We start from the raw sequence: 26,018 nt of genomic DNA, 5'->3' as shown, positions 1-26,018 counted from the left end.
GGCAGCAGCACGCTGGCGCCCTACACGCCAATCGTCCCCGAAAACCCCGACATGCTGGCACTGCTGGCGCCCTTTCAGACCTACGGCCAACTCAAACTGGGCGTCAGCATTGGTGAGACCGACGCCAAACTCGAAGGTGACCGCCCCGCCATGCGTTCCCGCCCTACGAGCATGGGCGTACTCGTTGGCCTGGCCTCGATGGAAAAAACCGGAGCCGACTTTGCCGTGGTCAACGCGGGCAGCGTGCGCGACTCCTTGCCCGTTGGCAAGATCAGCTACAAGGACGTGCTCAAGGTTTTCCCCTTTGGCAATACGCTGGTCACCGTGGACTTGAGCGGCACCGAGGTGATGGCCTACCTGAACACGGTGGCCAAAATGACGGTGGGCTCAGGCGCTTTCCCGCAATTTGCAGGGGTTCAACTGGACATTACAGCGGGCGTGGTGACCCGCGCTCTCATCAGGAATACGCCACTTGATCCCGTCAAAAACTACCGCTTGGTGGTGAATAATTTCCAGGCCGTCGGGGGCGATGGCTACCCGGTTCTGACCGGTCACAAGAGCTTTTTGGACAGCGGTTATGTCGATGCCGATGTGCTGCGCGAGTACATCGCTGACCACACGCCCCTCAAGTCAACCCTCTTTGCCCCGGGTGAAGCCGTAGTGCGTAGATAATCAAATATTCTGGCCTTAATGGATAAGGCTGGCATCTAACTTAGGAGCTAAAAATGGCAAAAGGTCAGCAAAGTGCAAAGATGGTCAAAAAACCCAAAAAAGACACCGCGCCCCCCAAAGCAGTGTCGCCTGATGCGGTGCGCCCCACCGTCACTACGGTGGTCCCGGTGCGCGGCAAATTGAAAAACGCGCCTACCCGCTAAGCGATTCGCCCGGGGAAGCGACTGCGCCCATGAGAAGACATTCCAAGGGCTCCAAGTCCCCCCGGCGCGTGCCCCCCAATCCGCAAGGGGTTCTGACGGCTGGCTACTCGCTGCCGCAGATGGTGGAAGACCTGCGTAATTACCAGGCCGAACTGGAAGTTCAAAACAAAGCGCTGCGCTACAGCCAAGTCGCCGCAGAAGGTGCTTCAGAGCGCTTTGTCACCCTGTTCTCAAACGTCCCGCTGGCCTTGATGGTGGTGGACGAGCAGGGTTTAGTGCTGGAAAGCAATGCCATGGCTTTGCGTCTATTCCGGCCCCTGGAATACGACCCCCCCCTGAATTTTTTATTGCCTCTGGTCAGCCCCGACCAAGTTGACAAAGTGGCTGAAGCCTTCCTCTGCGCCAAAGAAACCGGCACCAGCGAAACGACTGAAGTGGTGTTCTCCAGTGGCTCCAGTGGTACCTTCACTGGCGACCTGCACATTGCCCGCATCGAGAATGCACAGGATGAACTAGCGCACTTCATTTGCGCCATCATTGACCAGGGACCGCTCCTCAACGAACGCCGTGCCTTGTTGACCAGCACCAGCGCCCTGCTGGACCGCAATGAAGAGCTCAATTTGAGCAAAAATCGCCTGGCCTCGATCATCAACTCTTCGCTGGATGCGATTATTTGCGTCGACCAGGCCCATTGCATCACCATTTTCAACCCCTCGGCAGCGGCGCTTTTTCAATGCACGCCGGCTGAGGCGCTGGGCAGCCCGCTGATGCGATTCATGCCGGATGCCGTGCAAACGCTGAGCTACGCCCAACTCACCACCCATGCCCAACTGGGTGAAATGACCGCATTGACGGCGGGCGGCAACCCGATTGCCATTGAAGCGAGCGTGTCGTTTGAGCACCATCCGGATGGCGACACCATCACCATTTTTGCCCGTGACCTGACGGCCCGCAAAAAAATTGAAGCCCACCGCAATGCGCTGGAATCTCAACTGCGCGAGTCGCACAAAATGCAGGCCGTGGGCACCATGGCGGGCGGCATCGCCCATGATTTCAACAACATCATCAGCGCCATCCTGGGCAATGTTGACCTCGCCAAACAGGACGCAGGCGAGGCCTCGCCCGCGCTGGTCAGTCTGAACGAAATTGACAAGGCGGGTCGGCGAGCCCGCGATTTGGTGCGACAAATCTTGACCTTCAGCCGCAACGAGTCACCCCAGCGTATTCCGATTCATCTGGCCGATGTGGTCGAAGAAACCGTCCATTTACTCAAGGTCGCCCTGCCGCCCCTGGTCGACATGGTGGTGACCCTGGACCCCGACACCCCGCCCGTGCTGGCCGATGCAACCCAGGTCGAACAAGCCCTGCTCAACCTCTGCACCAACGCCATCCAGGCCATTGGAGATCAACGCGGAACCGTCACCATTGAGCTGGGGCACAACCTGCAACTGGGCCTCGGGGCGTCAGAACGCCGCAGCGGCGCTCGGGGGCCCCACGTCAAGTTATCGGTCCGTGACACCGGCAGCGGCATCGACTCCGACACCCTGCAACGCGTGTTTGAGCCCTTCTTCACCACCAAACCCGTGGGACAAGGCACCGGACTGGGGCTGGCGGTGGTGCACGGCATCATGCGCACTCACCTGGGTACGGTGGATGTTCAAAGCACCCCGGCGACTGGAAGCGTCTTCACCCTCTATTTCCCGGCTGACGGCGAGATGACCCTGCCCGCCCCGGTCGAGCTCGCCAAGCCCAAAGTAGTCAACGGCAATGGTCAACGGGTCATGTATGTGGACGATGACGAGGCGCTGGTGTTTTTGGTGGATCGCGCCCTCACCCGCAAAGGTTTTTTGGTCACCACTTTCTCGGACCCGCGACTGGCGGTTGAGTCCTTACGCGCGCACCCGCTGGACTATGACCTGGTGGTGACCGACTACAACATGCCGGGCTACTCGGGAATTGAGCTGTTGCGTGCCGCCCGCACTATTCGCCCGGACCTGCCTGTGGCCTTGGCTTCGGGCTATGTCACCCCGGAAATTGAACAGAGCGCACTCAGCGAAGGCGCTCGCGCCCTGATTCACAAACCCAATGATGTTGACGAAATGTGCGAGACCTTGCAGCGACTCCTGGCAAGCGGTCATGCACCGCCCTGAACTCTCCGTGCTGTACGCCGACGAGGCCTTGCTGGTGCTCGACAAACCGGCCGGACTGCTCAGCGTTCCCGGTCGCGGCAAGGACAAACAAGACTGCCTGAGTGCGCGGGCGCTGCGGGCCTACCCCGATGCACTGATCGTGCACCGTCTGGACATGGCGACCTCGGGCGTGATGGTGTTCGCACGCGGCATTCAGGTGCAACGCCGCCTGAATGAAGCCTTTGCCAGCCGTGCCGTCAGCAAACGCTACATCGCCGTGGTGGACGGCCTGCTGACTCCGCCCGCCGCTGATTGGGGTGTGATTGACCTGCCGATCGGGGTGGACTGGCCCAACCGGCCACTGCGCGTGATTGACCCTGAGCATGGCAAACCCAGTGTGACGCGCTGGCGGGTGCTGTCGCAAAACTTGGCAGAGCAAACCACCCGCGTTGAACTGGAGCCCATCACCGGGCGTTCCCACCAACTGCGCGTGCACCTGCTGGCCTTGGGCCACGCCATCGTGGGTGATGCCTTGTACGCCAGCCCGCGGGTGCTGGCCATGAACGAGCGGTTGTTGCTGCACGCCTGCACGCTGGCGTTTGCGCATCCCGTTAGCGGACAAGTCTTGCAGTTTGACAGCCCTCTTCCCTTTTGAAACAGAAATTCAAAACCATGACCCCACACCTCTACATCATCACCGGCGCTTCCCGCGGCATGGGACTGGCCATGGCGCAGCAGCTTTTGTGCGCCGAGCATTTTGTGCTTTGCATGTCACGCCACACCAACACGGCCCTGGCTCAGCAAGCCGTTCAGCACAGCAACCAGCTGGTGCAATGGCCCTTTGACCTGGAACAGAGTGTGGACGCTGCAGGCCTGCTTTCGCAATGGTTGGAAGGGCATGCTGGCACCCCCTTTTCCAGCGCCACCCTCATCAACAACGCAGGCGTCATGCCACGCATTGCGCCGGTGAGCGCATCGGACCCGACTGACTTGGCACGGGCACTGCGAGTGGGACTGGAAGCCCCGGTGCTGCTGACCGCTGCTTTTTTAAATGCGACTGAGGCGTGGAACATCCCGCGCAAGGTGCTCAACATTTCCTCCGGGCTGGGTCGACGGGCCATGGCCTCGCAAGCAGGTTATTGCGCGGCCAAAGCGGGGCTTGACCACTTCACCCGCTGCCTCGCGTTGGATGAAGCCTTGAAACCTCAGGGCGCCAAGGTCTGCTCACTGGCACCCGGTGTGATTGATACCGAGATGCAGGACCAACTGCGGGGTGCGGTGCCCGCAGATTTCCCGGACCAGCAGGGTTTTATCGACCTCAAGGAGAAGGGGCAACTCGCCTCACCTATGGGGGCCGCAAGCCGTGTGCTGGCCTACCTGGCACGCCCCGACTTTGGCAACAACCCAGTCGGCGATGTGCGCGACTGATCCCGGCGATTAAGCGCTACAGACTGCTGATGTAGCTGGCCAGGTAGGGCCGCACGCGCATGGGTTTGTGCTTGGTCACGGTGCCGATGTTGATACAGCAGACGGCGGTTTCATTAGCTAGTAACCCAAACAGGGCGCGCAAGCGGGGGGACGCCATGGCCTGCCCGCTGGTCAGGCCGGTGCCAAATCCAGCAGCATGGGCAGACAACAACATGTTTTGAATCGCGCAGCCAAACGACACCAAACGCTCAGCGTCGCCGACTTCCGCCTCACTTGACTCCGGGTGATGGGCTCCGCGCACGGGGACCACCGCTGACGTCGTATCGAGCTCGGTCAGCCGGGCAATCGCGAGCATCAGAAAAGGGGCTCGGTAGGCTTTTTCGCAAGCATTTTCAATTTGGGCGGGCGTGGCGCCGGGGTCTCGGTCAACCAGTGCCAAGCCAAACACCTCGGCCAGTCGAGCGCGCTGGTCAATGGGCACGATCACGAAACGCCAGGGCATCAAATGACCATGGTCGGGTGCCGCAGCAGCGGTGCCCAAAATATCCTGCAACTGTTCTGCCGAGGGGCCAGGTTCATGCAAGCGCCGAGGCGAAACATTTTGGCGCGAATGAATCAGGGCGTTGGCAAATTCCGATAACTCGTGGCCCGCCGTTAAATCCATCAGGTGTCCTTGCTTGTGCGCTGAATAGCCCCGATTAAACCATGAACTAGCTACTTAATTTATAGCTACTTACGCAGGTAGCACGGGGGCTAGAGGCCTAAAACCTATAAATCACTGAGCCAACTGGCCTTTAAATACATTTTCAACCAGCGGCTTGGCATCAATTTGCGGCACATGGCACGAGTTGCACTGCCAGCGTTTCATGTCCAGCACTGGTTCGGCATCGGCACTGACCGGGGCCAGAAAGTGACTCTTGCCGGCACGCGGTATTTTTTGGCCTCTGAATTCGGTATGGCTATGGCAATCGAAACACGTGTTTTCGGTGGCGTTGATGTCATCAAAGCCATCGACTTTGTGCGGAATCAGGGGGGGCTGGCCTTGAAACGTGCGCACAATCAGCGCCTGCTGGCCGGGCTTGCTGCCCAGATACGGCTGCACGATAGGCGCGTTGTCCAGACTGGTGACATCGGTACCGCGAATACTGTTGACCTGTTGGGCCGTACTCCAGCAAGCAGCCAGTGTCAGCACAGCTGCCAGCGAGATTTTGAGGGTCTTCTTCATAGTGAGGTCTCCACGTGTGAATGGTCTTTGAAATCAGAGTGCCGGCTTGTCAGTGCCGACGGGGTTTGGGGGGCTGGAGGAAAAGCGGGTGACGATGGTGAAAACGTCTTTGGAACAGACATCAATGCAGCGACCACAGTTGGTGCAGTTGGGCGACAAGATCACCGGGCTGCACCCCTTGGCGGCGCCTTTTAGCGGCAGGCGAATCACCTGCTGCTCGGGGCACACCACGAAACAATCCAGACAGTTGTTGCAAGCCTCGCGTTTGCTGGCCGACACCCGCAACACGCTGAAGCGGCCTATCACGCTGTAAAAAGCACCCACCGGGCAAATGTGACCGCACCAACCGCGTTTCATGACAAACAGTTCGAACAAGAAGATGGCGCCGATCAGCAACCAGCCCGCGCCCATGCCAAAAATCAGGCCCCGGTGCAACATCGACACCGGGTTCACCAGCTCCCAGACAATGCCGCCGGTGGTGGCAGCCAGTACCAGAATCAAGGCCAGCAGCCAGTAACGGGTCTCGCGCGGAAGATCGCCGCCGCCCCGAATATCGAGCTTGCGGCGCAGCGCACTGGCCGCATCGGTCACGATGTTGACCGGGCACACCCAGGCGCAGTAAGCGCGACCGCCCACCAGCCCATAAAACAGCAACACGATCACCACGCCGATGAGGGCGTTGCGCTCTGGCGTGTGGCCGGTGACGAGCGATTGCAGCAGTACCAGCGGGTCGGTCAAGGGCACGGTATTGAGCGTCAGGCTGTAATTCAGGTTGCCTTTGACCAGCCACACCCCAAACAAGGGGCCGACCAGAAACAAGGCCAAAATGCTGAGTTGCGACACGCGCCGCAACAGCAACCAACGGTGCGCGCCCAGCCAGCCTTTGGCATCCAGCGCCTCTTGGCCCACCACGTTCGAGGGGGCGCTCATCGCGGTGCCTCATTGGAGATCGGTGCAGGAGTAGCGCTGCCGGGGTCAAAGTGCCCGGGTAACTTCAACCCCTCAGGCATGCGATCAGGCAGGTCGATGAGATGTTTGTCTTCAACCAAAGACTTACCCGCCTTGCGCTTTTCTTCCCAGCCGAGACGGTAGTGCGCGCCCAGTTCACCCTTGGCCAGTTTGATCGGGTACACCTTGATGGCGGCCACTTCCAGCACGCAAGAGGCCTCACACTTGCCGCAGCCGGTACAAAACTCTGAATGCACCGTGGGCAGAAACATGGCGTGCCGGTCGGTGCGCGCGTTGTGCTGCACGTCCAGCGTGATGGCTTTGTCGATGGCCGGGCAAACGCGGTAGCAGACGTCACAGCGCATGCCCAAAAAGTTCAAACAAGTTTCGTGGTCCACCAGCACCGCCAAGCCCATTTTGGCCTTGGTGATGTCAGTGAGCTTGTGGTCCAGCGCGCCGGTCGGACACGCCTTGACGCAAGGAATGTCCTCGCACATCTCGCACGGTTTGAGGCGCGCCACAAAAAACGGCGTGCCCGTGGCCACCGGCATGTCGGGTGTCGCAAGTTTGAGGCTGTCCACCGGACAGTCACGCACACACATGCCGCATCGGATGCAGGCCGATTGAAAATCCTGCTCACTGCCTGCGCCGGGTGGCCGAATGGCCCCGGCTGGCAAGGCCTTGGCCTGCTTGCTGTACAAGCCCAGCCCCAAGCCGATCGCACCCACGCCACACACCATCTTCGCGGAATCGAAGATGAACTGGCGTCGTGCAGCGGCGTTGACGGGGATGGGCGTTTTCATATCATTCAGCAGACAAAGCAGGCAGGCTCATGCCTGCGGGTGCTTCAGTGTTCTCAGGCTTTGACGACCTTGCAGGCGCACTTCTTGAAGTCGGTTTGCTTCGAGATCGGGCAAGTAGCGTCCAGCGTCAGTTTGTTGACCAGGCGCTGCTCGTCAAAGAAGGGCATGAACACGACGCCGGCTGGCATCTTGTTGCGCCCACGGGTTTCCACCTTGGTACTGATCTCGCCGCGCCGTGTTGACACCTTGACCGTGTCGCCGCGCTGCAGGCCGCGCTTCTTGGCGTCGTCTGCGTTCATGTAGAGCCAGGCATCGGGCATGGCGCGGTACAACTCAGGCACGCGACGGGTCATGGAGCCGGTGTGCCAGTGTTCCAGCACGCGACCGGTGGAGAACCACAAATCGAACTCGGCATCGGGCTGCTCGGCCGCAGGTTGGTAGGGCAGCGCAAAAATCACCGCCTTGCCATCGGGCTTGCCGTAGAACTTGACGCCCTCGCCTTTTTTGACATATGAGTCAAAGCCTTCACGGAAGCGCCACAGCGTTTCTTTGTTGTCGATCACGGGCCAACGCAAGCCGCGTGCCTTGTGGTAGACGTCAAAGTTGGCCAAATCGTGCCCGTGACCGCGCCCAAAGCTGGCGTATTCCTCGAACAGGCCTTTTTGCAGGTAAAAGCCGAGATCTTTGGATTCGTCATTCTCGAAACCTTTTTGGGTTTCCGACACCGGGAACTTGTTCACCTGGCCATTGGCAAACAGCACGTCATACAAGGTTTTGCCTTTGAATTCTGGCGATTTCTCCAGTAATTCAGCGGGCCATACCTCTTCAACCTTAAATCTTTTCGAAAACTCGACGTATTGCCACAGGTCGGACTTGGCTTTGCCCGGTGCCTTGACCTGCTGCCGCCAGAATTGCGTGCGGCGCTCGGCGTTGCCGAAAGCACCTTCTTTTTCGACCCACATCGCAGCGGGAAGAATCAGGTCAGCAGCCATCGCCGTGACCGTGGGGTAGGCGTCGGACACCACCACAAAGTTCGCGGGGTTGCGGTAGCCAGGCCAGGTTTCACCACTGATGTTGGGACCCGCCTGCATGTTGTTGGAGGTGGCGCTCCAGTAGAAATTGAGCTTGCCATCTTTGAGTGCTCGGCTTTGCGCCACGGCATGCAAGCCAACCCAATCTGGCACCGTACCTGCGGGCAGCTTCCACAGTTTTTCAGCCGACTCACGGTGCTTGGGGTTGGTCACTTCCATGTCGGCAGGCAGGCGGTGGGCAAACGTGCCGACTTCGCGGGCGGTGCCGCAGGCCGAAGGTTGGCCGGTCAATGAGAACGGGCCATTGCCGGGTTCAGAAATCTTGCCCACCAACAGATGCACGTTGTAGATCATGTTATTGACCCAAGTGCCGCGTGTGTGCTGGTTGAAGCCCATGGTCCACAGAGACATGACCTTGGTTTTGGGGTCCGCGTAGGTCTTGGCCAGCGCCAGCAGTTTGTCTTTGGAAACGCCCGAAATTTCATGTGCTTTGTCCACCGTGTACTCGGACACAAACAGCTTGAACTCGTCAAACGTCATGGGGTCGGAAGCACCCGAGTTGCCCTTGGGCTTGCCATCGGCACCCGGATAACCATTGTTGTTGGCCACAACTTCCAGCGGATGGTTGGGGCGCAGGCCGTAGCCGATGTCGGTCACCCCCTTGCGGAAGTTCACGTTCTTTTTAACGAAATCGGCATTCACGGCACCACTCTGGATGATGTAGTTGCAGATGTAGTTCAGGATCGCCAGATCGGACTGGGGCTTGAAGATCAGTTCGCTGTCGGCGAGCTCGCAGGAGCGGTGCGAGAAGGTGGACAGCACATTGAGCTTGACGTGCTTGGCCGTCAGTCGGCGGTCAGTGATGCGCGACCACAAAATGGGGTGCATCTCGGCCATGTTGGAACCCCACAGCACAAAGGCGTCAGCGTGCTCGAAGTCGTCATAACAACCCATGGGCTCGTCAATGCCGAACGTGCGCATGAAGCCCGCCACGGCCGATGCCATGCAATGGCGCGCATTGGGGTCAATGTTGTTGGAGCGGAAACCTGCCTTGAACAGTTTGACCGCGGCGTAGCCTTCCCAAATAGTCCACTGGCCAGAGCCAAACATGCCGATGGATTTGGGGCCGCCGGCCTTGAGGGCCGCCTTGCACTTTTCTTCCATGATGTCGAAGGCTTTGTCCCAGGTGATGTGGGCAAACTCGCCGTTTTTGTCAAACTTGCCGTCTTTCATGCGCAACAGTGGCTCAGTCAGGCGGTCTTTGCCATACATGATCTTGGACAGGAAATAGCCCTTGATGCAATTCAGACCTTTGTTGACCGGCGCATCGGGGTCGCCCTGCGTGGCCACCACTTTGTTGTCTTTAACCCCGATCAATACACCGCATCCGGTGCCGCAAAAACGGCAGGCGGCCTTGTCCCAGCGCACCCCGTCAGCGGCGGTGGCAGACTGGGCCAACGCATTGGCGCCTGGCACGCTGATGCCAATCACTGTAGCGGCTGCGGTCACAGCATTGGCCTTGATAAGTTCACGACGGGTTACTTGCATTTCAATAGCTCCTGGTCAGGGTGGGATTCGGTTTGCTGAAAAATCATGGCCACGGACAAAACGCCTTCCATGCGTTCTATGGCCTCATAGGTGTTGACCGCTGTGCGGTCGCTCTCGCTCTCAATGGTGATGATCATTTTTCCGTCATCGGTGCTGGCATGAACTTCCACGCCGGTCACCTGCAACAGTTGGGCGCGTAAAGCCGGTTCATGTTCGGACTTGGCATACACAATGGCGCTGGAAATATTCAAAACGCAGCCTTCAATAGTGGTTCGCGTTAAACGCGGAAAATGGTTTTTTATACCCAATGCCAACTTTAGCGATAGGGGTATAAAAAACATTAATCTAGCTTAGTTATTTAGGGTATTCCCTTGGTATATATCGTTTCCCGATGAACATGACCGTGTTTAAAAACTCGAAGAACTAATCACAAGAGATCAGTAAGATGCTGTTTTCACAAATCAAACCATGACACGTCACAAGTACTGGAATCTGAGTGCCAAGATGGCGCTCATTGGTGCGCCCTTTTTGCTGCTGGCCCTGATTACGACTGCGGCCACGCTGTGGGTGTCGTGGCAACTCGACGGGGGCGCCGCTGCCGTCAACGAAGCGGGCCGGATGCGCATGCAGTCATACCGCATGGCCCTGTCGATAGGCACCGGCGAGACTGCGGCGCTGGCCGAACAAGTCCGTCAATTTGACACGAGCCTAGCCGAACTTAAAAGTGGCAATCCGGCACGCCCCTTGTTTATGCCATTGGACAATGCGGTGCGCACCCGATTCCTGATAGTGCAGCAAGACTGGACACAATTTCGCAATCGTTGGATCGACAGCAAGCCTGCTTTGCTGCTGGATTTGCGCGATGAAACCATCACGTTTGCCACGCATATTGACGACTTGGTGACCGCCATTGAAGACCACATGGCGCACTGGACGGCCATGCTGCACATGCTGCAAATGTCCATGCTTGCGATGGCCATTCTGGGCGCTGCCGTCCTGTTTTACACCGGAAATCTGATTGTTCTTACCCCGGTAAGCCAACTCAAACAAGCGATAGAGAAAATTCAATTAGGCGACTTCAGTGCCCGAGTAGAGCACGTGACCAGCGATGAGTTCGGTACCCTGGCGGAAGGTTTCAATGGCATGGCCGAAAACCTGCAATCCATGTACCTCTATCTAGAGCACAAGGTCACAGAAAAAACCGCTGAGCTCGAAGAAAAACACGAACGCTTGGAGAGTTTGTATGAGGTAACAGCGCTGGTTGCGAGAGCCACCACACTCGACGAACTGGCCCAGGGTTTTGTGAAAAGCATTACCCGTATTGCCCATGCCGATGCGGTGGCACTGCGCTGGTCTGATCAAGCTAACCAGCGCTACCTGATGCTCGCGGCCCATGGCCTGCCCAGCGCCATGGTGGACGCCGAACTTTGCATTGACAAAGGGGATTGCCATTGCGGGTCAGCCACACCCCTGAAGGGATTGCGCGTGATTCCCATCCACGCCATAACGACGCCCACCCTCCAGCATTGCGCCAAGGCCGGCTTTGACACCGTGGTGAATATACCGGTGTATTTTCATGACAAGTTGATGGGTGAGATTGATCTGTTTTTCAATACACGCGTCAGCCCGTCCATCGCCGAACGATCCTTGCTGGAAGCACTCAGTAGTCAACTGGCCAGTGCCATGGAAAACTTGCGGCTTAACGCACTGGAGAAGGAAGCGGCAGTGTCGCAAGAGCGCCATCTGCTGTCGCGCGAGTTGCACGACTCAATCGCCCAATCCCTGGCCTTTCTCAAAATCCAGGTGCAGTTGATGCGCACGGCCGTGCAGTCCGGCAACGCCAATGAGATCAAAAAGGTGGTGGAAGAAATTGACCTGGGCGTGCGTGAAAGTTATGCCGATGTACGCGAACTACTGCTGCATTACCGCACCCGCACCAACACCGAGGACATTGAGCCCGCACTGGCCACGACACTGCGCAAGTTCGAGCACCAAAGCGGCTTGACCGCCACGCTGACCATGCAGGGCCAAGGCCTGCCACTGCCGCCCGACCTGCAAATTCAAGTGCTGCACATCGTGCAGGAAGCCCTCTCTAATGTGCGCAAACACGCCCGAGCCTCGCAAGTCTGGCTGAATGTAAACCAGCAACCCGAGTGGCGCTTTGAGGTGCGCGACGATGGCCTGGGTTTTATTCCGCACAACGACCAACTTGACGAAACCCATGTTGGCCTGCGCATCATGTCGGAACGGGCACAGCGCATTGGCGCTGAGCTCAGCATCACATCAACACCCGGCCTCGGGAGTACGGTCACACTGACCATGCCCCCCTCGGCCCACCCTATAGCAACGAACCCTATCGACCAACGTGAATCCAACAAGCTTTCAGGATGACGCCTTGATACAAACAGCCCAACCGCTCCCCATTCGCATTTTGGTCGTGGACGATCACACCCTGTTTCGCCGGGGATTGACCGCCCTCCTGACCAGCGATTCACGCCTTCGGGTCATTGGTGATGCGGCAGACGCGGGCCAGGCCCAACTCCGGGCAAAGGAACTCCAGCCCGACCTCATCCTGCTGGACAACCACTTGCCAGGCGTCCATGGCGTTGACGCCTTGCCCGCCTTGATCGAGGCGGCACCCCACGCAAAAATCTTGATGCTGACTGTTAGCGAAGATGAGAACGACCTGTCATTGGCCTTGCGCGGCGGCGCCGCCGGCTACCTGTTGAAAACCATGGAAGGCGACGACCTGATTGCCGCCATCCTGCGTGCCGTGCAAGGTGAAAGCGTCATCGCCACGGAAATGACGAGCAAACTGGTGGCTGCCTACCGGGGCGCCACTCAAGGCACGACCACCCCGTTGCCTGCGATCATCGACCCTTCACTGGCCAGTCTGTCGCCCCGCGAACTCGACATCTTGCGTGGCATCGCCCGGGGTGCCAGCAACAAAGAGATTGCCCGTGAACACGGCATTGCTGAAACCACGGTCAAGATCCACGTTCAGCACGTCTTGCGCAAACTCGACGTCAGTACCCGGGTGCATGCCGCTGTTATAGCTTCTGAGAGCGGCCTGATTTGATCTATGTCAAGTCTTGGCAAAGCTGATGCCAACCTAGTTCTTTAGAACTAGGTCAGGCCAGTAAGGGGTAGTTCTATTTACCGCCATGAACCCTCCTTCAGAGGGATACCGCGCCAGGTCAACCTGTCTTAAAGTTAAGGCAAGTTAACTATTTTCGGTCATGCCCAGAAAATGCATGCACATCTGCACTGTGTTTTCGTTCGACTTCAATGTCGAAAGGCGCCGAAACAACACGGTAAAAAATCATGAAAATGGACGTCGAAAAATTCGACATGACAAACTACTTGTCAGTGCTCCCGATGTTCAGCAACCTTACCAAACCCGAGCGGGAAAACATCTCTCAGGATTGCGCACTGCGACGACTTTCGCGTGGCGAGATGGTGTTCCGCGCCGGCGAACAATGTGAAGAGTTTCACGTCATCGTCACAGGCCAGGTCAAGCTGTATGTTGCCTCGTCTTCGGGCCAGGAGAAGATTGTGGAGCTCATTGGTCCAGGACAGAGTTTTGCCGAAGCCATGATGTTCCTCAACAAGCCGCACATGCTGAATGCACAAACCCTGACAGACACCATGCTGATGAGTGTCAGCAAGCAAGCGGTATTTGGAGAAATAGAACGCGATCCGCGGTTCTCGATGCACATGCTTGCAGGTATTTCACGCCGTCTGCATGGTTTATTACGCGACGTAGAAGGCTACGCCCTGCACAGTGGTATGCAACGCCTGATTGGCTACCTATTGCGTGATCTCGACGATGAAATCACCGACGACATGGGCACCATCACGGTCTCCTTGCCGGTCAGCAAGGCCACGATTGCTTCCCGCCTGTCACTCACGCCAGAATACTTTTCGCGCGTGCTGCATGAACTCGAAGCCGAACGACTGATCGAGATAGACAAACGGGAAATTCGCATTCTCGATGTACGTCGTCTCGCCAGCTACGGCTGTCATTAAACAGCACTCTCAGTCGGCATGAATCGTGGGAAGTTGCTCGCCTGCGTGAATAGCATAAATTCAATTTCATTGCTAAATCAGGGCATTTCTTAAACCGTCTTAAGGACTGACCGAACGTCAGCCAGTACGCTCCACGACGACACATTTTTAAGGAGTTCAACTAAATGAATCAGGTCAAAGCCAGCGGCTTCACGAAGCAAATGGCACGCAACATGTTTTACGGAGGATCCGTATTTTTCATATTCGTGTTTATCGCACTTATATTTGACAGCGAACGTCAAATACCCAAACGCTCCAACGCTGAGGCCATCACGCCTTCAGTCATTGCAGGCAAGAAATTATGGGAAACACGTAATTGCATCGGCTGCCACACGATATTGGGCGAAGGTGCGTATTTCGCACCTGAGTTGGGTAATGTCTACAAACGCCGTGGCCCAGATTTCATCAAGGCATGGATTGCTTCGCAGCCCACGCACATTGAGGGCCGTCGTCAAATGCCCCAATTCAACTTCACTGAAAAGCAGCTTGACGACATGGTTGAGTTCCTGCGTTGGACGGGTAACGTCAACACCAATAACTGGCCACCAAATATCGAAGGCTAAACGTTGAAACACGTCTAAACGAATAAGGTAATTCAAATGCAAGCGATATCACTCAAATACAAATCACAAAGCGTCGCGACGTATTACTTCGTCGCCGCCTTGGTTCTTTTTACAGCCCAAATATTATTTGGCATCACGCTGGGGCTGCAATACCTCCTTGGCGATTTTCTGTTTCCCTACATCCCATTCAATCAGGCCCGGATGGTTCACACCAATCTGCTGATCGTCTGGTTGCTGTTTGGTTTCATGGGCTCTGCCTACTACCTCGTCCCCGAGGAATCTGAAACCGAGCTCTACAGCACCAAGCTGGCGATGGTCTTGTTCTGGGTCTTTCTGGCCGCAGGTGCACTGACCATTGTGGGCTACCTTGTGGTGCCCTATGCCAAACTGGCGGAATTGACCGGCAATGAACTGCTGGCGACCATGGGACGAGAGTTTCTGGAGCAACCGCTGCCGACTAAGGTTGGTATCGTGATTGTTGCCTTGGGCTTTTTGTTCAACATCAGCATGACCGTTCTCAAAGGCCGCAAAACCAGTATCTCTTTGGTGCTGCTGATGGGCTTGTGGGGTCTGGCGCTGATGTTCCTGTTCAGCTTTGTCAACCCCGACAATCTGGTTCGCGACAAAATGTACTGGTGGTTTGTGGTTCACTTGTGGGTTGAAGGAACCTGGGAACTGATTCTGGGCGCCTTGCTGGCCTTCGTGCTGATCAAGACCACCGGCGTTGACCGTGAAGTGATTGACAAATGGTTGTACGTCATCATCGCCATGGCGCTGATCTCTGGCATTTTGGGTACCGGTCACCACTTCTTCTTTATCGGCATGCCCGGTTACTGGACATGGATTGGCAGCGTCTTCTCTGCACTCGAACCCATTCCGTTCTTCATGATGACTGTGTTTGCATTCAACATGGTGCAACGCCGCCGCCTCAATCACCCGAACCAGGCTGCTTTGCTGTGGGCTGTGGGTTGTTCCGTGGTCGGTTTCCTCGGTGCTGGCCTGTGGGGTTTCATGCACACGCTGAGCCCTATCAACTACTACACTCACGGTTCGCAAATCACTGCTGCTCACGGTCACCTGGCTTTCTACGGTGCCTATGTGATGGTGGTTCTGGCCATGATCAGCTACTGCATGCCATTGCTTCGCGGTCGTGAAGCCAATAGCCGCCGTGCGCAAAACTTTGAAATGTGGGCATTCTGGGTCATGACGATTGGCATGGGTGTCATGGTGTTGGCACTGACCGGCGCTGGCATTCTGCAAGTTTGGCTGCAACGTATGCCGACTGAAGGTGCTATGTCCTTTATGGCGACGCAAGACCAACTCCGCTTCTTCTACTGGTTGCGTATGGTGGGTGGCGTGATGTTCCTGTCCGGACTGATTACCTTCCTTTACAGCTTCTTTGCCAAACCAGGCGCAGATGAAGACAAGGTCACCCTTGGCATGCCGATTCGCGCATAAGCCACTATGAAGATGCAGCAAATGGCAACTATTCCGTTCTATGCAAAACAAGGAGGCGAATGCGAGCTCTTTGAACATGCATGGAGAAAGCAGTTGCCACTGCTCATCAAAGGTCCTACAGGGTGCGGAAAAACCCGCTTTGTAGAACACATGGCCGCCCGCCTTGGGCGGCCCCTGATTACTGTATCGTGCCATGACGACTTGAGCGCCGCCGATCTGGTGGGACGCTTTTTAATTGGCAATGGCAACACCGTCTGGAATGACGGCCCGCTGGCCCGCGCTGTGCGCCAGGGTGCTATTTGCTATCTTGATGAAATTGTGGAGGCGCGCAAAGACACCACCGTCGTGCTGCATCCACTGGCTGATGACCGGCGTATTTTGCCGATCGAGCGAACTGGTGAGCAACTGCTTGCCCCCCCCGAATTCATGTTGGTTATCTCCTACAACCCAGGTTATCAAAACCTGCTCAAGGGATTGAAACCCAGTACCCGGCAACGTTTCATTGCGCTCAGCATGACGTACCCGGTGCCCGAGGTCGAGCTGGCCATCGTACAAACTGAAACTGGCGTTTCACTGCAATGCGCCATGCAACTGGTACAACTGGCCAAGTCATTGCGCTGCCTGACCGAGTTTGATCTGGAAGAAACTGTCAGCACGCGGTTGCTAGTGTCTGCCGGTCGCCTGGTGGCCTCCGGCCTGCCATTGCGAGTGGCCTGCCAGGCCGCAATTATTGATGCACTCACGGACGACGCATCCACTGCCGAAGCCTTGGGTGAGGTGGTGCGTGCCCTGGTTGGCGATGCCGCTTGACACTCAAAAACTCCAAAAATTACGCAATGCAACGCAAGCAGGATTTTTCCTGCTTTTCGTTTTTGCGCCAGCCCTGAATTTGCTTCGTTTCGACCTGAACGAAACTCAAATGTGGTTTTTAGGCATGCGCTGGTCGCTCGGCATTGATGCCTTGGCCCGCGGCGAGATCAATGCCACACAAGCCGGCCTCAGCATCATGTTGCGCGCTTTTTTGCCGGGCATGCTGTTCGTCGCGGTCTTCCTGGGCATTGCCTACCGTTATGGCCGCCTTTATTGCGGCTGGCTATGTCCCCATTTTTCAGCAGTAGAAACCCTGAACAATTTATTGCACCGCGCCTGCGGCAAGCTCAGCTTGTGGGACAAAAGCAAGACGCCACGCGCCAACGCACAACCCAACCCGCAGTGGTGGCCCCTCTTTGCTTTGAGTTGCGCCTTGATGGGCTTCCTGTGGGCCATCACCCTGCTTACGTATTTGCTGCCGCCTGTCGCCATCTGGGGTGGATTGGTGCACGGCACGCTCACCCCCAATCAGGCGCGCTTCATCTTGATTGGCAGTCTGGTGTTCACGGCTGAGTTTGCCTTTGCCCGGCATTTGTTTTGCCGTTTTGGCTGCGCCGTGGGCTTATTTCAAAGTCTGGTCTGGATGGCCAACCCGCAAGGCATGGTGGTGTCTTTCGCGCGCGATCGCGCCAAAGACTGCAAGACCTGCGATGCCCCCCGGGGCTCAGCCTGCGACAACGTTTGCCCGATGCGACTGAACCCGCGCAACATCAAGCGCAAGATGTTTTCTTGTGTGCAATGTGGTCAGTGCCTGACCGCATGTGACGACTCCCAAACCGCCCAGGCCCGCGAGCCAACGCTACAGTGGCAGGTCGGTGCCGACGCCTTGCGTGAAACCCTTCGCCAGCGCAAAAAAGACAAAAAGGAGCCTTCCTGATGGAAGAAATGGTAGGCCGCTGGTGGCACAAAGCAGTCACTCATCTGGCGCAACGCGGCTCGCCCCATGCTGCAGTGCATCTCAAAGAGGTTCAAAAATCAATTGGCGTCCTGTTCCGGGCGGCGGGCGGTTCACCGGCTTTGCGACTGGCGCCCGCGTCCGAGCAACGCGTCGGTGGACCCCGGGGCTGGTTGCAAAAAATAGCCGGAAGCGGCGTGCGCGCCGACACCGCCCGATTGGAACCCGATGTGCTCGCCCTGCCCGCTACGCTCTCGGTGTTTGATGACAAGGTACTGAACCGCGACTTGTACCTGTGGCTGGCGATTCAGTCAGCGTTCTTCGAGCACACTGGCCACTGGGTCGCTGACAACTGCGAGGCCAGTCGACTGGGCTTGCAGTATTTCCCCGGTTTTGCACAGCGACACCAACGGTTGCTAAGCGCACACCTTTTGCTGCGAACCCCTCCGACCATGCTGCGCGGCGAAGCGGCGGTCTCTGAGTCCACGATTCAAGCCGCCTTGAATGGCGCGCCCTTGAACGACTGCGCGCTCCTGTCCAGCGATGTTTCAACCGTATGGCTTTGGGTTGGCGCTGGCGATGCCTTGCCCTGCGGCGGAACCCGAAACGAGGGCACACAAGAAAACGCCGACACGCCCAACAACAGCTCAGCCGAAGACAAACAACGAAGGCGCACCCAGCGCACGCAAGACAGTGATGGCCGCAACGCCCTGATCCTGCCGTTCCGGGGGGAGGCCATCATGTCGTGGAATGAAATGGTGCGCGTCAACCGCAGCACCGATGACGAAGACGATGGCAACGCCGTCACGGCGGCCAACGACATGGACAAGCTCTCACTTGCACCCGACGGCCAAACACTGGCCTCGCGCGTCAAGTTCGACTTGGACTTACCCAGTTCAAGTGCCGACGACCTGCCCTTGGGACCCGGCCAGCGCTTTCCGGAATGGGACTACCGCCGTGGCGTTCTGGTGCCTGACCATTGCGTGGTTCAAATCATGGAGACCCGTGCCGGCGCCACTTATGTGCCAGCACCCGCCCTCAAGCTCACGGCACGCCGGGTCAGTCGCCGCCTGGAAACTTTGCGCGAGGCGCCCCGGCCTCAACACGGGCAGGACAGCGGCGACACCATTGATCTGGATGCCTGGGTGCGCTTTAGTGCGGACCAAATGGGGCACAACGGTTTGCGCAGTGACACGCCACCGGTCTACACCCGCCACGCCAAAAGCGACCGCAGTCTGGCCACCCTGTTGCTGGCAGATTTATCGCTGTCAACCGATGCCTACGCCACCTCGCAGGCCAAGGTGATTGACGTCATTCGTGACGCCTTGTTTGTATTCGGGGAAGCCTTGAACGCGGTGGGCGACCCCTTTGCCATCTGGGGCTTTAGTTCGGTGCGTCGCCAGCATGTGCGATTGCAACACCTCAAAGGATTTGGCGAAACCTGGAACGATGTGGCTCGCGCCCGTGTCGGCGCCATCAAACCCGGCTACTACACCCGCATGGGTGCCGCCATTCGCCACGCCACGCAACAGCTCGCGGTACGGCCTGAACGTAAACGCTTGCTGATGCTGCTGACCGATGGCAAACCCAATGACCTTGACCTGTACGAAGGTCGCTACGGTATTGAAGACACCCGCCATGCTATCCATGAAGCCCATACTGCGGGCCTGACGCCCTTTTGCGTGACTATCGACGAATCGGGTCACGATTACCTGCCACTGCTATTTGGCCAGCGGGGCTACGCATTGGTACACCGGCCAGAGGATCTGGTCAACAAACTGACTCAGGCGTGGGTCACCCTCGCCCGCTAAACCATGAAAAATACAGATACACCGTTCCAGCTGGATTCCGATCCATTTTCTTTGCGACCACTACAATCTGGAACCTCAGCCACCTCCCAGAAAGTAGGTCCTATGAAAATGGACATGGAACAATTCGACATGCCGCGCTACCTCTCGGTGCTGCCGTTGTTCAGCGACCTTTTCCCTGAAGAACGGGAACGTCTGGCACGGGGCTGTCAACTACGGCGCATGACCCGTGGTGACATGGTTTTCCGTGTAGGAGACCCCTGCGATGCTTTCTACATCGTGGTACTTGGACAAGTAAAACTCTACGTTTCATCACCCGCTGGGCAAGAAAAAATTGTTGAACTGGTTAGTCCAGGACAAAGCTTTGCTGAAGCCATGATGTTTCTCAGCATGCCCTGCATCCTGAACGCACAGGCGCTGGCAGACAGCGTTATTGTTTGTGTGAGCAAGCAAGCCGTATTTAGTGAGATTGAACACGACCCACGCTTCTCGCTACACATGCTGGCGGGCATTTCCCGTCGTCTGCACGGATTGGTGAAAGACGTCGAAGGCTATGCCCTGCACAGCGGCATGCAACGCCTGATTGGTTACTTGCTACGCGATGTAGAAGATGAAATCTCCTCCGCCGTGGGCATTGTCACAGTGTCTTTACCGGTCAGCAAGGCCACTATTGCCTCACGACTGTCCCTCACCCCTGAATACTTCTCGCGCGTCTTGCATGAACTGGAAGCTGAACGACTGATCGAAATCGACAAGCGCGAAATCCGCATCCTTGACGTGCAGCGCCTCGCCAGCTACGGATCGCATTGAAACCCAGCGCAGGACCGACCTGGCGCCCAGTTTGGCTGCTGGCTGCGCCACACCGACTGGGATTCTTCATGGCGGCCCTCATGATGGCGACCTGTTCACTCTGGTGGGCGGCGCTGCTGGTGATGCGTGCGCTCAACATCCCGCCGTCTGGCGCCGTGCCGGTTTCTTCAGCCCACGCGCTGCTGATGAGTTTGGGGTTCATGCCGTTCTTTTTTGCCGGATTTCTCTTCACCGCTGGGCCCAAATGGCTGGGCCTGCCTGAGGTCAACGCCCGTCAGTTACTACCCGCTTTGAGCCTCATGCTGGCTGGCTGGATGACGGTGCTGGCGGGTCTGCATTTTCAGGCACTCTTTGCCAGTGCCGGTTTAGCCATGGTGGCCAGCGGTTGGACCCAATTGAGCTTACGGTTCTTGAAATTATTGCGCCAAAGCCGCATGCAAGACCGGGTCCATCCCATGCTGGCCGCTGTCGCTTGCGGCATCGGTGTCGTCACACTATGGACCGCCGCCATGGCGCTGACCCTTGACTCGGACCTGATACTGCGCACCGCCACCCAGTTTGGCCTGTGGACTTTTGTAGCCACTGTATTTGCCGTGGTCTCGCACCGCATGATTCCTTTCTTCAGTGCCAGTGCCATTCCCATGCTGGATGTTTGGCGCCCGATGTGGCTGCTGTGGGTCATGCTGGGCATGCTCTGGCTTGAAGGCGCACTCAGCGCCACCGAGTTGCTGTGGTGGCCCTTGCCCGCTTCAGTTCGCTGGGCGCAAGTTGCTTTTGAATTGCCATCGGCGCTATTGATGCTCTGGCTGGCAGTGCGCTGGGGGCTGGTGCAGAGCCTGAAAATCCGCTTACTGGCGATGCTGCATGGCGGCTTTGCCTGGTTAGGAATATCTTTTGCCCTGAATGCCATTTCCCACACGCTGATGGCGCTCACTGCGGGAGAGCTTTCGCTTGGACTAGCGCCATTGCATGCCATGACCATGGGCTATTTGGGTTGCACCTTGTTTGCGATGGCGACGCGGGTCAGCAGTGGCCACGGCGGCCGTACTCTGGCCGCCGACAACACGGCCTGGGCCTTGTACTGGGTGCTGCAAACTGCCGTCTTGCTGCGGGTGATCGCCGCCCTATGGCCCGCTCAAGGCACACTGTTCACGCTGGGGGCCATTGCGGCCTGGACACTCGCCACGTTTGGCTGGGCCATTCGCTATGGCCGCTGGTTTGGTCGCCCACGACTGGATGGCCGCCCGGGTTAATCTAATGACAGTACACGAACGACAGTTTCCGGGAAGTTCAATTCAACCCCAGTCAGAATTCATTCGGCCACTAGCCGATACATGAGAGCGAGAATTGTGAGGTTTTAAATTTGACGGTAGGTGCTCCTGTTGGAAATGCCGTCTGTGCGCCACTTTTAGGAAATTATCATCAGTTAGGCGCTTCGCACTATAATATTTTATCAATTTTTATCATTTATAGTTAAAAATCCAGATAAGTTGGGTGACTCATGTCGAACATCGACGTTGTTATCACCACACTGTGCAAATGGAAATAAACCAAGGCCCAAAAAATGCCTCAATTCAGTTCGAATTCCGCCCACTCGGTTTGGATACAGAATTACTCGCAAGTATTTTTCTTGCCAGTCTCACCATGACGTTGATCAAAAATAATGTCAGACAAAAAGCGCAAGGTCGCTGGCATTGGATTTTCACGTCGCTACTGGCATTGACATTTGCCAGCACAAGCCTGTCAGTGACGGCGGCTCAAAATACGTTGCGGGTACTTGCGTGGCCGGGCTACGCGGATGCCGATCTGGTCAAGGTCTTTGAGCAACGCACAGGCAGCCGTGTCGAGGTGACGTTCATCGACAACGATGAGCAGCTCTGGCAACGGGTAAACCAGAACGGCGCCCAGGACTTCGACGTTTTCGCTGTCAACACCGCCGAACTGCAACGTTACATCGCCAGAAATTTGGTGACACCTATCAACGCAACCAACATTCCCAACATTGTCAAGCAACAAGCGCGCTTTCATAACGCCGACATGATTCCTGGGCTCGTCCACTCGGGAAAACGCTATGCAGTGCCCTACACCTATTCCGAAATGGGACTGATCTACGATCGGCTACAGATCGACACCCCGCCAACATCGATCGCCGCCTTGTGGGACCCTCGCTACCGCGGCAAGGTGCTGCTGTACAACGGCGGCACCCATAACTTCTCGCTGGCGGCCCAAGTGTTGGGCAACAGCAAACCGTTTCAGTTGCAGGACAAACAATGGCCGGCGGCCGTCGACCGCCTGATCGCCTTGCGACGCAATGCTGGTGGTTTCTACAAGCAACCGGATGAATCAGTCGAACTATTCAAAAATAAGCTCGCCGCGTTGATGTTTGCCAACTATGGTTCCCAGCAGGTCAAGTTACTCAAATCCGCCGGCATTGACGTCGGCTACGTCATCCCCAAGGAAGGTGCATTAGCCTGGCTCGATTGCTGGGCCATCACCGCCCGAGCCCAAGACAGCAGTCTTGCCCATCAATGGATCAACTATATGCTCGAACCAAAAGTCGGCCAGGCGCTGCTGGAACGCCAAGGCCTCGCAAATACGACTTCGCCCTCACCGTACCTGACAAATAATGACAGCATCCGATGGCTAGAACCGGTCGAGAACGTGACCCGCCGGGAGCAATTGTGGGATCGCATCGTCTCGGGTGACCGCGCCAGCAAGGTACTGGCCCCATGAAATTCGGTTTTGCTGCACGTCTGAGCTGGGTGCTGGCCCTAGCGGGCTGCCTGACCGCAGGTCTGACCGGCCTTTATGTCTACCGCTACAGTCACGATCTATTGGTACAAAATACCAAGGAGCAATTGTCTTCTACCGCAAAAATGATGGACCACCGCATCGACTCGCTGCACCTGGACATCATCAAGGATCTAAGTCTGCTGGCAAATCACCCGGTTAGCCGCGAATTTCTTAAACAGAAAACACCGGACGCCGAAAACACGTTGTCCACTCTTTTCGAATTACTGATCGTCAACAACCCGTCCTATTTGCAAATACGCCTGATTTCAGCCGACGAATACGGCTTGGAAAAGATTCGTGTGGACCGTGACAAGTTAGGTCCCGTGCGAGTCACTGGTGACAACCTGCAGGAGAAAGGCTATTTCCCCTATGTATCGGACACCTTGAAAATGCTGCGTGGCAGCACCTATTTGTCGCCGATTGTCATCAATCACGAACGTGGTGCTCATGCCGGCCTGAACCAGCCGACTGCAATCTTTGCCACCCCGGTGTTTGACACCTCCAACCATACCATCGGGGTGATCGTCATCAACCTCGACCTGAAGAGTGCCTTTGACTCTTTGGCGTCCGATCTGCCTAAAACCTTTCGCCTTTTTCTTGCCAACCAGCAAGGCGACTTTCTGATTCATCCCAATTCGTCCGAAACATTCGGCTTCGACCGTGGACAACACATCCTGCTGCAGGACGAATTTCCAGCCGCCACAGCGCTTGTTGAACGCAAGACCACTGAAATCACGGTAGTAACCAACACTGGTGCTTATGCCGATGCCCCGCTGGTCACGGTCTTCATCCGCGACACTGACAGGCATCTCTACGGCGCCAACACGCTGTTCCTGGGTATTGGTCAGCCAATGCAACAGGTGCTGGCAAAAGCCGATGAATTAGGTGAAAAAATCGTACTGATCATCGGAGGTGTCGGCATCGCGGGCATCATGCTGGCGGTGGCGTTGGCGCGTTACGTCACTAACCCGATCAACAAGCTGAATAATACGGTTCAGCGTTTCTCGGTCGATCAGGACATCGGGGCCTTGCCAACGCAGAGACAGGACGAACTGGGCCAACTGGCACGCAACTTCCTCGTGATGCACAACCAGATCAGAAAGCAGTTTGCCCAATTGCAACAAAGTCATAAGGAAATGGAAAACCTGGCGCTGCATGACACGCTGACCCATCTACCCAACCGGCGACTATTTCTGGAACGGCTCGAAAATGCGATTGCGCGTGCCCAACGATCATCACAACCTCTGGCGCTTTTGTTCATCGATCTGGACAAGTTCAAGGATATCAACGACTGCTTCGGTCATGAAGCCGGCGACGCGGTTCTGCAATCCGTAGCCAAACGACTCAGTGCCCATGTTCGCGAAACAGACACTGTGGCCCGACTCGGCGGCGACGAGTTCGTGGTACTGCTGGAAAATATCGACAGTTGCCAAAAAGTGGCTGAGGTTGCCTCCAAACTGAGTGAACAGATTCATAAACCTTTACCCTACGCCAACCAGATCCTACACATCAGTATGAGCGTGGGCGTGAGCCTGTATCCGCACGATGGTGAGACGCTCGATCAACTCATTAACAATGCTGATCGGGCCATGTATCAAGCCAAGGCTGATCCTGAGCAGCGGGTTCATTTTTTCACTTCACCCACTTCGGTAAGCTGAATGACTGAGATGTATCGATGACGGGAGTCGGCTTTTACGAAACGTTTCCCAGATTGTCGACAGCGAAACTAAAGAGTGAATTAGGTGCCCGCTCTTTCTTAGTGCAATAACTGGCGGTACGCAAACCTAGCACTAGCGCGAGGGTGTGTTGGAAGATCGTTGATTGCATTGGACGCCACTTAGATTTGTGAATCAGTAATTGGGTGCTGATCGGTGGATAAACAACCAATTACGAGTTGACCGTTCGTACTCGTGATGGCCGGGAAACTGTAGTGTCCTAAAACGCCATCGCTTTCTATGAACGTAAATTACAGGGTGTATTTGCCGCTGCTCGCGACGTGACAGAGCACTAATTCCAAACGGAGCGATATTCAGGAAAAATCGCTCCTTTAAAGGGCGCAGGCTGGCCTGGCTCAGTTCAACGTCTTGAGCCAGGCCACTACCTGGTGGGTGGCCACATCAGGCGTATTGGCATGGTCTGCCGTCACTACCAAGTATTGGCTGTGCGGATGCAGCGGCAGTTTAGCGTAAGCATAGGCCTCGCCAGCGGAGTAGAGTGGGTCGGCGGTTCCGATGACCCACAGCACGGGCACGGCCGTTTTGAAAGCTGCCGACGTGCCGGGCATGTGGCCCAGGCCGTTGGGGTCAAAGTAGCTCAGCAGCGTGTCTGCGCTCATGCGCATGCTGCGGCGCCTGCCCTGGTTGATGTCGTCCATGGTAATGCGCTCGCTGCCTTTACCTGCCGTCACCAGCGCCCGAGCCTCGTCCACCTCCGTCTTGCCAATCCCCAGGTCATAGGAGAACCGGGGCGAGTGTCCCGGCGCCAGCGCCAGCACGCCATCGGCGTCTCCCACCGTGGCCATGTAGGCCAGAGCGGCATTGGTGCCAAAACTCTGGCCACCCACCAGCACCCGCTTGAAGCCTGCTGCCCTAAATGCCTTCACTTGCGCTGCAATCTCTTGCAGCGCCACAGGGTAGGGTTCGTCATAGGCCCGTCGGGCTGACCATGGCATGTCTAGCGACTTTACTGTGCAGGTGGGGTCGATGCTGCGCGCAAACACCGCCAGAGACAGTGGCGAACCCCACTTCCCATGCATCAGCACCAGCG

At 56.8% G+C, this 26,018-nt stretch carries 24 protein-coding genes; 17 read left to right on the top strand and 7 right to left on the bottom strand.

The annotated features are described in order from the left end of the window. The 5 genes from WCG50_RS08600 to WCG50_RS08580 form a co-directional block, all read left to right on the top strand. A partial coding sequence (locus WCG50_RS08600; RefSeq protein ID WP_336899180.1) for a 5'-nucleotidase C-terminal domain-containing protein occupies window positions 1-672 on the top strand: 672 nt, incomplete at its 5' end. Between the two features lie 53 nt (window positions 673-725). Continuing rightward, window positions 726-875 (top strand): hypothetical protein, encoded by a 150-nt coding sequence (locus tag WCG50_RS08595; protein WP_336899179.1) that lies wholly within the window; start codon window positions 726-728, stop codon window positions 873-875. A 119-nt stretch (window positions 876-994) separates the two neighbouring features. Further along, window positions 995-3,025 (top strand): ATP-binding protein, encoded by a 2,031-nt coding sequence (locus WCG50_RS08590; RefSeq protein WP_336899183.1) that lies wholly within the window; start codon window positions 995-997, stop codon window positions 3,023-3,025. Beyond that, window positions 3,012-3,659 carry an RluA family pseudouridine synthase gene (locus tag WCG50_RS08585; RefSeq protein ID WP_336899178.1) on the top strand — a complete coding sequence of 216 codons (648 nt, stop codon included), beginning with the start codon at window positions 3,012-3,014 and terminating at the stop codon, window positions 3,657-3,659. Before WCG50_RS08590 ends, WCG50_RS08585 begins: the two co-directional genes overlap by 14 nt. Before the next feature lie 17 nt (window positions 3,660-3,676). After that, on the top strand, window positions 3,677-4,432 hold the full coding sequence (locus WCG50_RS08580) for an SDR family NAD(P)-dependent oxidoreductase (protein ID WP_336899177.1): 756 nt from the start codon (window positions 3,677-3,679) through the stop codon (window positions 4,430-4,432). A 16-nt stretch (window positions 4,433-4,448) separates the two neighbouring features. Here the strand turns inward: WCG50_RS08580 and WCG50_RS08575 are convergent, their stop codons facing one another. The 6 genes from WCG50_RS08575 to WCG50_RS08550 all read right to left on the bottom strand — a co-directional run bounded on the left by WCG50_RS08575 (window position 4,449) and on the right by WCG50_RS08550 (window position 10,238). After that, window positions 4,449-5,096 (bottom strand): nitroreductase family protein, encoded by a 648-nt coding sequence (locus tag WCG50_RS08575; protein WP_336899176.1) that lies wholly within the window; start codon window positions 5,094-5,096, stop codon window positions 4,449-4,451. Between the two features lie 111 nt (window positions 5,097-5,207). Then, complete coding sequence (locus tag WCG50_RS08570) at window positions 5,208-5,657, bottom strand: nitrate reductase cytochrome c-type subunit (protein WP_336899175.1); 450 nt, start codon at window positions 5,655-5,657, stop codon at window positions 5,208-5,210. Window positions 5,658-5,690: 33 nt separating this feature from the next. Beyond that, window positions 5,691-6,587, bottom strand: a complete 897-nt coding sequence (gene napH, locus WCG50_RS08565; protein ID WP_336899174.1) for a quinol dehydrogenase ferredoxin subunit NapH — start codon at window positions 6,585-6,587, stop codon at window positions 5,691-5,693. Then, a complete protein-coding gene (gene napG / locus WCG50_RS08560; RefSeq protein ID WP_336899173.1) occupies window positions 6,584-7,408 on the bottom strand; it encodes a ferredoxin-type protein NapG in 825 nt (274 codons plus the stop codon). Before napG ends, napH begins: the two co-directional genes overlap by 4 nt. Window positions 7,409-7,461: 53 nt before the next feature. After that, window positions 7,462-9,987, bottom strand: a complete 2,526-nt coding sequence (gene napA, locus WCG50_RS08555; RefSeq protein ID WP_336899172.1) for a nitrate reductase catalytic subunit NapA — start codon at window positions 9,985-9,987, stop codon at window positions 7,462-7,464. Next, window positions 9,978-10,238, bottom strand: coding sequence for a chaperone NapD (locus WCG50_RS08550; protein ID WP_336899171.1), 261 nt, complete (start codon window positions 10,236-10,238; stop codon window positions 9,978-9,980). Before WCG50_RS08550 ends, napA begins: the two co-directional genes overlap by 10 nt. 217 nt (window positions 10,239-10,455) lie before the next feature. Between WCG50_RS08550 and WCG50_RS08545 the strand changes: the two genes are divergently transcribed. The 12 genes from WCG50_RS08545 to WCG50_RS08490 all read left to right on the top strand — a co-directional run bounded on the left by WCG50_RS08545 (window position 10,456) and on the right by WCG50_RS08490 (window position 24,910). Then, window positions 10,456-12,378 (top strand): type IV pili methyl-accepting chemotaxis transducer N-terminal domain-containing protein, encoded by a 1,923-nt coding sequence (locus WCG50_RS08545; RefSeq protein WP_336899170.1) that lies wholly within the window; start codon window positions 10,456-10,458, stop codon window positions 12,376-12,378. Further along, window positions 12,353-13,066 carry a response regulator gene (locus WCG50_RS08540; protein ID WP_336899169.1) on the top strand — a complete coding sequence of 238 codons (714 nt, stop codon included), beginning with the start codon at window positions 12,353-12,355 and terminating at the stop codon, window positions 13,064-13,066. Before WCG50_RS08545 ends, WCG50_RS08540 begins: the two co-directional genes overlap by 26 nt. A gap of 251 nt (window positions 13,067-13,317) precedes the next feature. Beyond that, on the top strand, window positions 13,318-14,016 hold the full coding sequence (locus WCG50_RS08535) for a Crp/Fnr family transcriptional regulator (protein WP_336899182.1): 699 nt from the start codon (window positions 13,318-13,320) through the stop codon (window positions 14,014-14,016). A 164-nt stretch (window positions 14,017-14,180) separates the two neighbouring features. Next, complete coding sequence (locus tag WCG50_RS08530) at window positions 14,181-14,618, top strand: cytochrome c (RefSeq protein WP_336899168.1); 438 nt, start codon at window positions 14,181-14,183, stop codon at window positions 14,616-14,618. A 36-nt stretch (window positions 14,619-14,654) separates the two neighbouring features. Then, window positions 14,655-16,076, top strand: a complete 1,422-nt coding sequence (locus tag WCG50_RS08525; protein WP_336899167.1) for a cbb3-type cytochrome c oxidase subunit I — start codon at window positions 14,655-14,657, stop codon at window positions 16,074-16,076. 6 nt (window positions 16,077-16,082) lie between these two features. Next, window positions 16,083-16,886 carry a CbbQ/NirQ/NorQ/GpvN family protein gene (locus tag WCG50_RS08520; protein ID WP_336899166.1) on the top strand — a complete coding sequence of 268 codons (804 nt, stop codon included), beginning with the start codon at window positions 16,083-16,085 and terminating at the stop codon, window positions 16,884-16,886. 109 nt (window positions 16,887-16,995) lie between these two features. Beyond that, window positions 16,996-17,823, top strand: coding sequence for a 4Fe-4S binding protein (locus WCG50_RS08515; RefSeq protein ID WP_336899165.1), 828 nt, complete (start codon window positions 16,996-16,998; stop codon window positions 17,821-17,823). Next, complete coding sequence (locus tag WCG50_RS08510) at window positions 17,823-19,652, top strand: VWA domain-containing protein (RefSeq protein WP_336899164.1); 1,830 nt, start codon at window positions 17,823-17,825, stop codon at window positions 19,650-19,652. The genes WCG50_RS08515 and WCG50_RS08510 overlap by 1 nt, the downstream gene beginning before the upstream one ends. 108 nt (window positions 19,653-19,760) lie before the next feature. After that, complete coding sequence (locus WCG50_RS08505; RefSeq protein WP_336899181.1) at window positions 19,761-20,459, top strand: Crp/Fnr family transcriptional regulator; 699 nt, start codon at window positions 19,761-19,763, stop codon at window positions 20,457-20,459. After that, a complete protein-coding gene (locus tag WCG50_RS08500; protein WP_336899163.1) occupies window positions 20,456-21,712 on the top strand; it encodes an NnrS family protein in 1,257 nt (418 codons plus the stop codon). The genes WCG50_RS08505 and WCG50_RS08500 overlap by 4 nt, the downstream gene beginning before the upstream one ends. Window positions 21,713-21,998: 286 nt before the next feature. Further along, the gene (locus tag WCG50_RS08495; RefSeq protein ID WP_336899162.1) at window positions 21,999-23,192 is read left to right on the top strand and encodes an extracellular solute-binding protein; all 1,194 of its coding nucleotides are present in this window, start codon (window positions 21,999-22,001) and stop codon (window positions 23,190-23,192) included. Beyond that, on the top strand, window positions 23,189-24,910 hold the full coding sequence (locus tag WCG50_RS08490) for a GGDEF domain-containing protein (RefSeq protein ID WP_336899161.1): 1,722 nt from the start codon (window positions 23,189-23,191) through the stop codon (window positions 24,908-24,910). Before WCG50_RS08495 ends, WCG50_RS08490 begins: the two co-directional genes overlap by 4 nt. 413 nt (window positions 24,911-25,323) lie before the next feature. Here WCG50_RS08490 and WCG50_RS08485 read toward each other — a convergent pair. Continuing rightward, a partial coding sequence (locus tag WCG50_RS08485) for an alpha/beta hydrolase (RefSeq protein ID WP_336899160.1) occupies window positions 25,324-26,018 on the bottom strand: 695 nt, incomplete at its 5' end.

Source organism: Rhodoferax sp. (assembly GCF_037143375.1).
Classification (GTDB): Bacteria; Pseudomonadota; Gammaproteobacteria; order Burkholderiales; family Burkholderiaceae_C; genus Rhodoferax.
The sequence above is the reverse complement of the archived record's forward strand: the minus strand, read 5'-3'. Positions and strand labels throughout refer to the sequence as shown.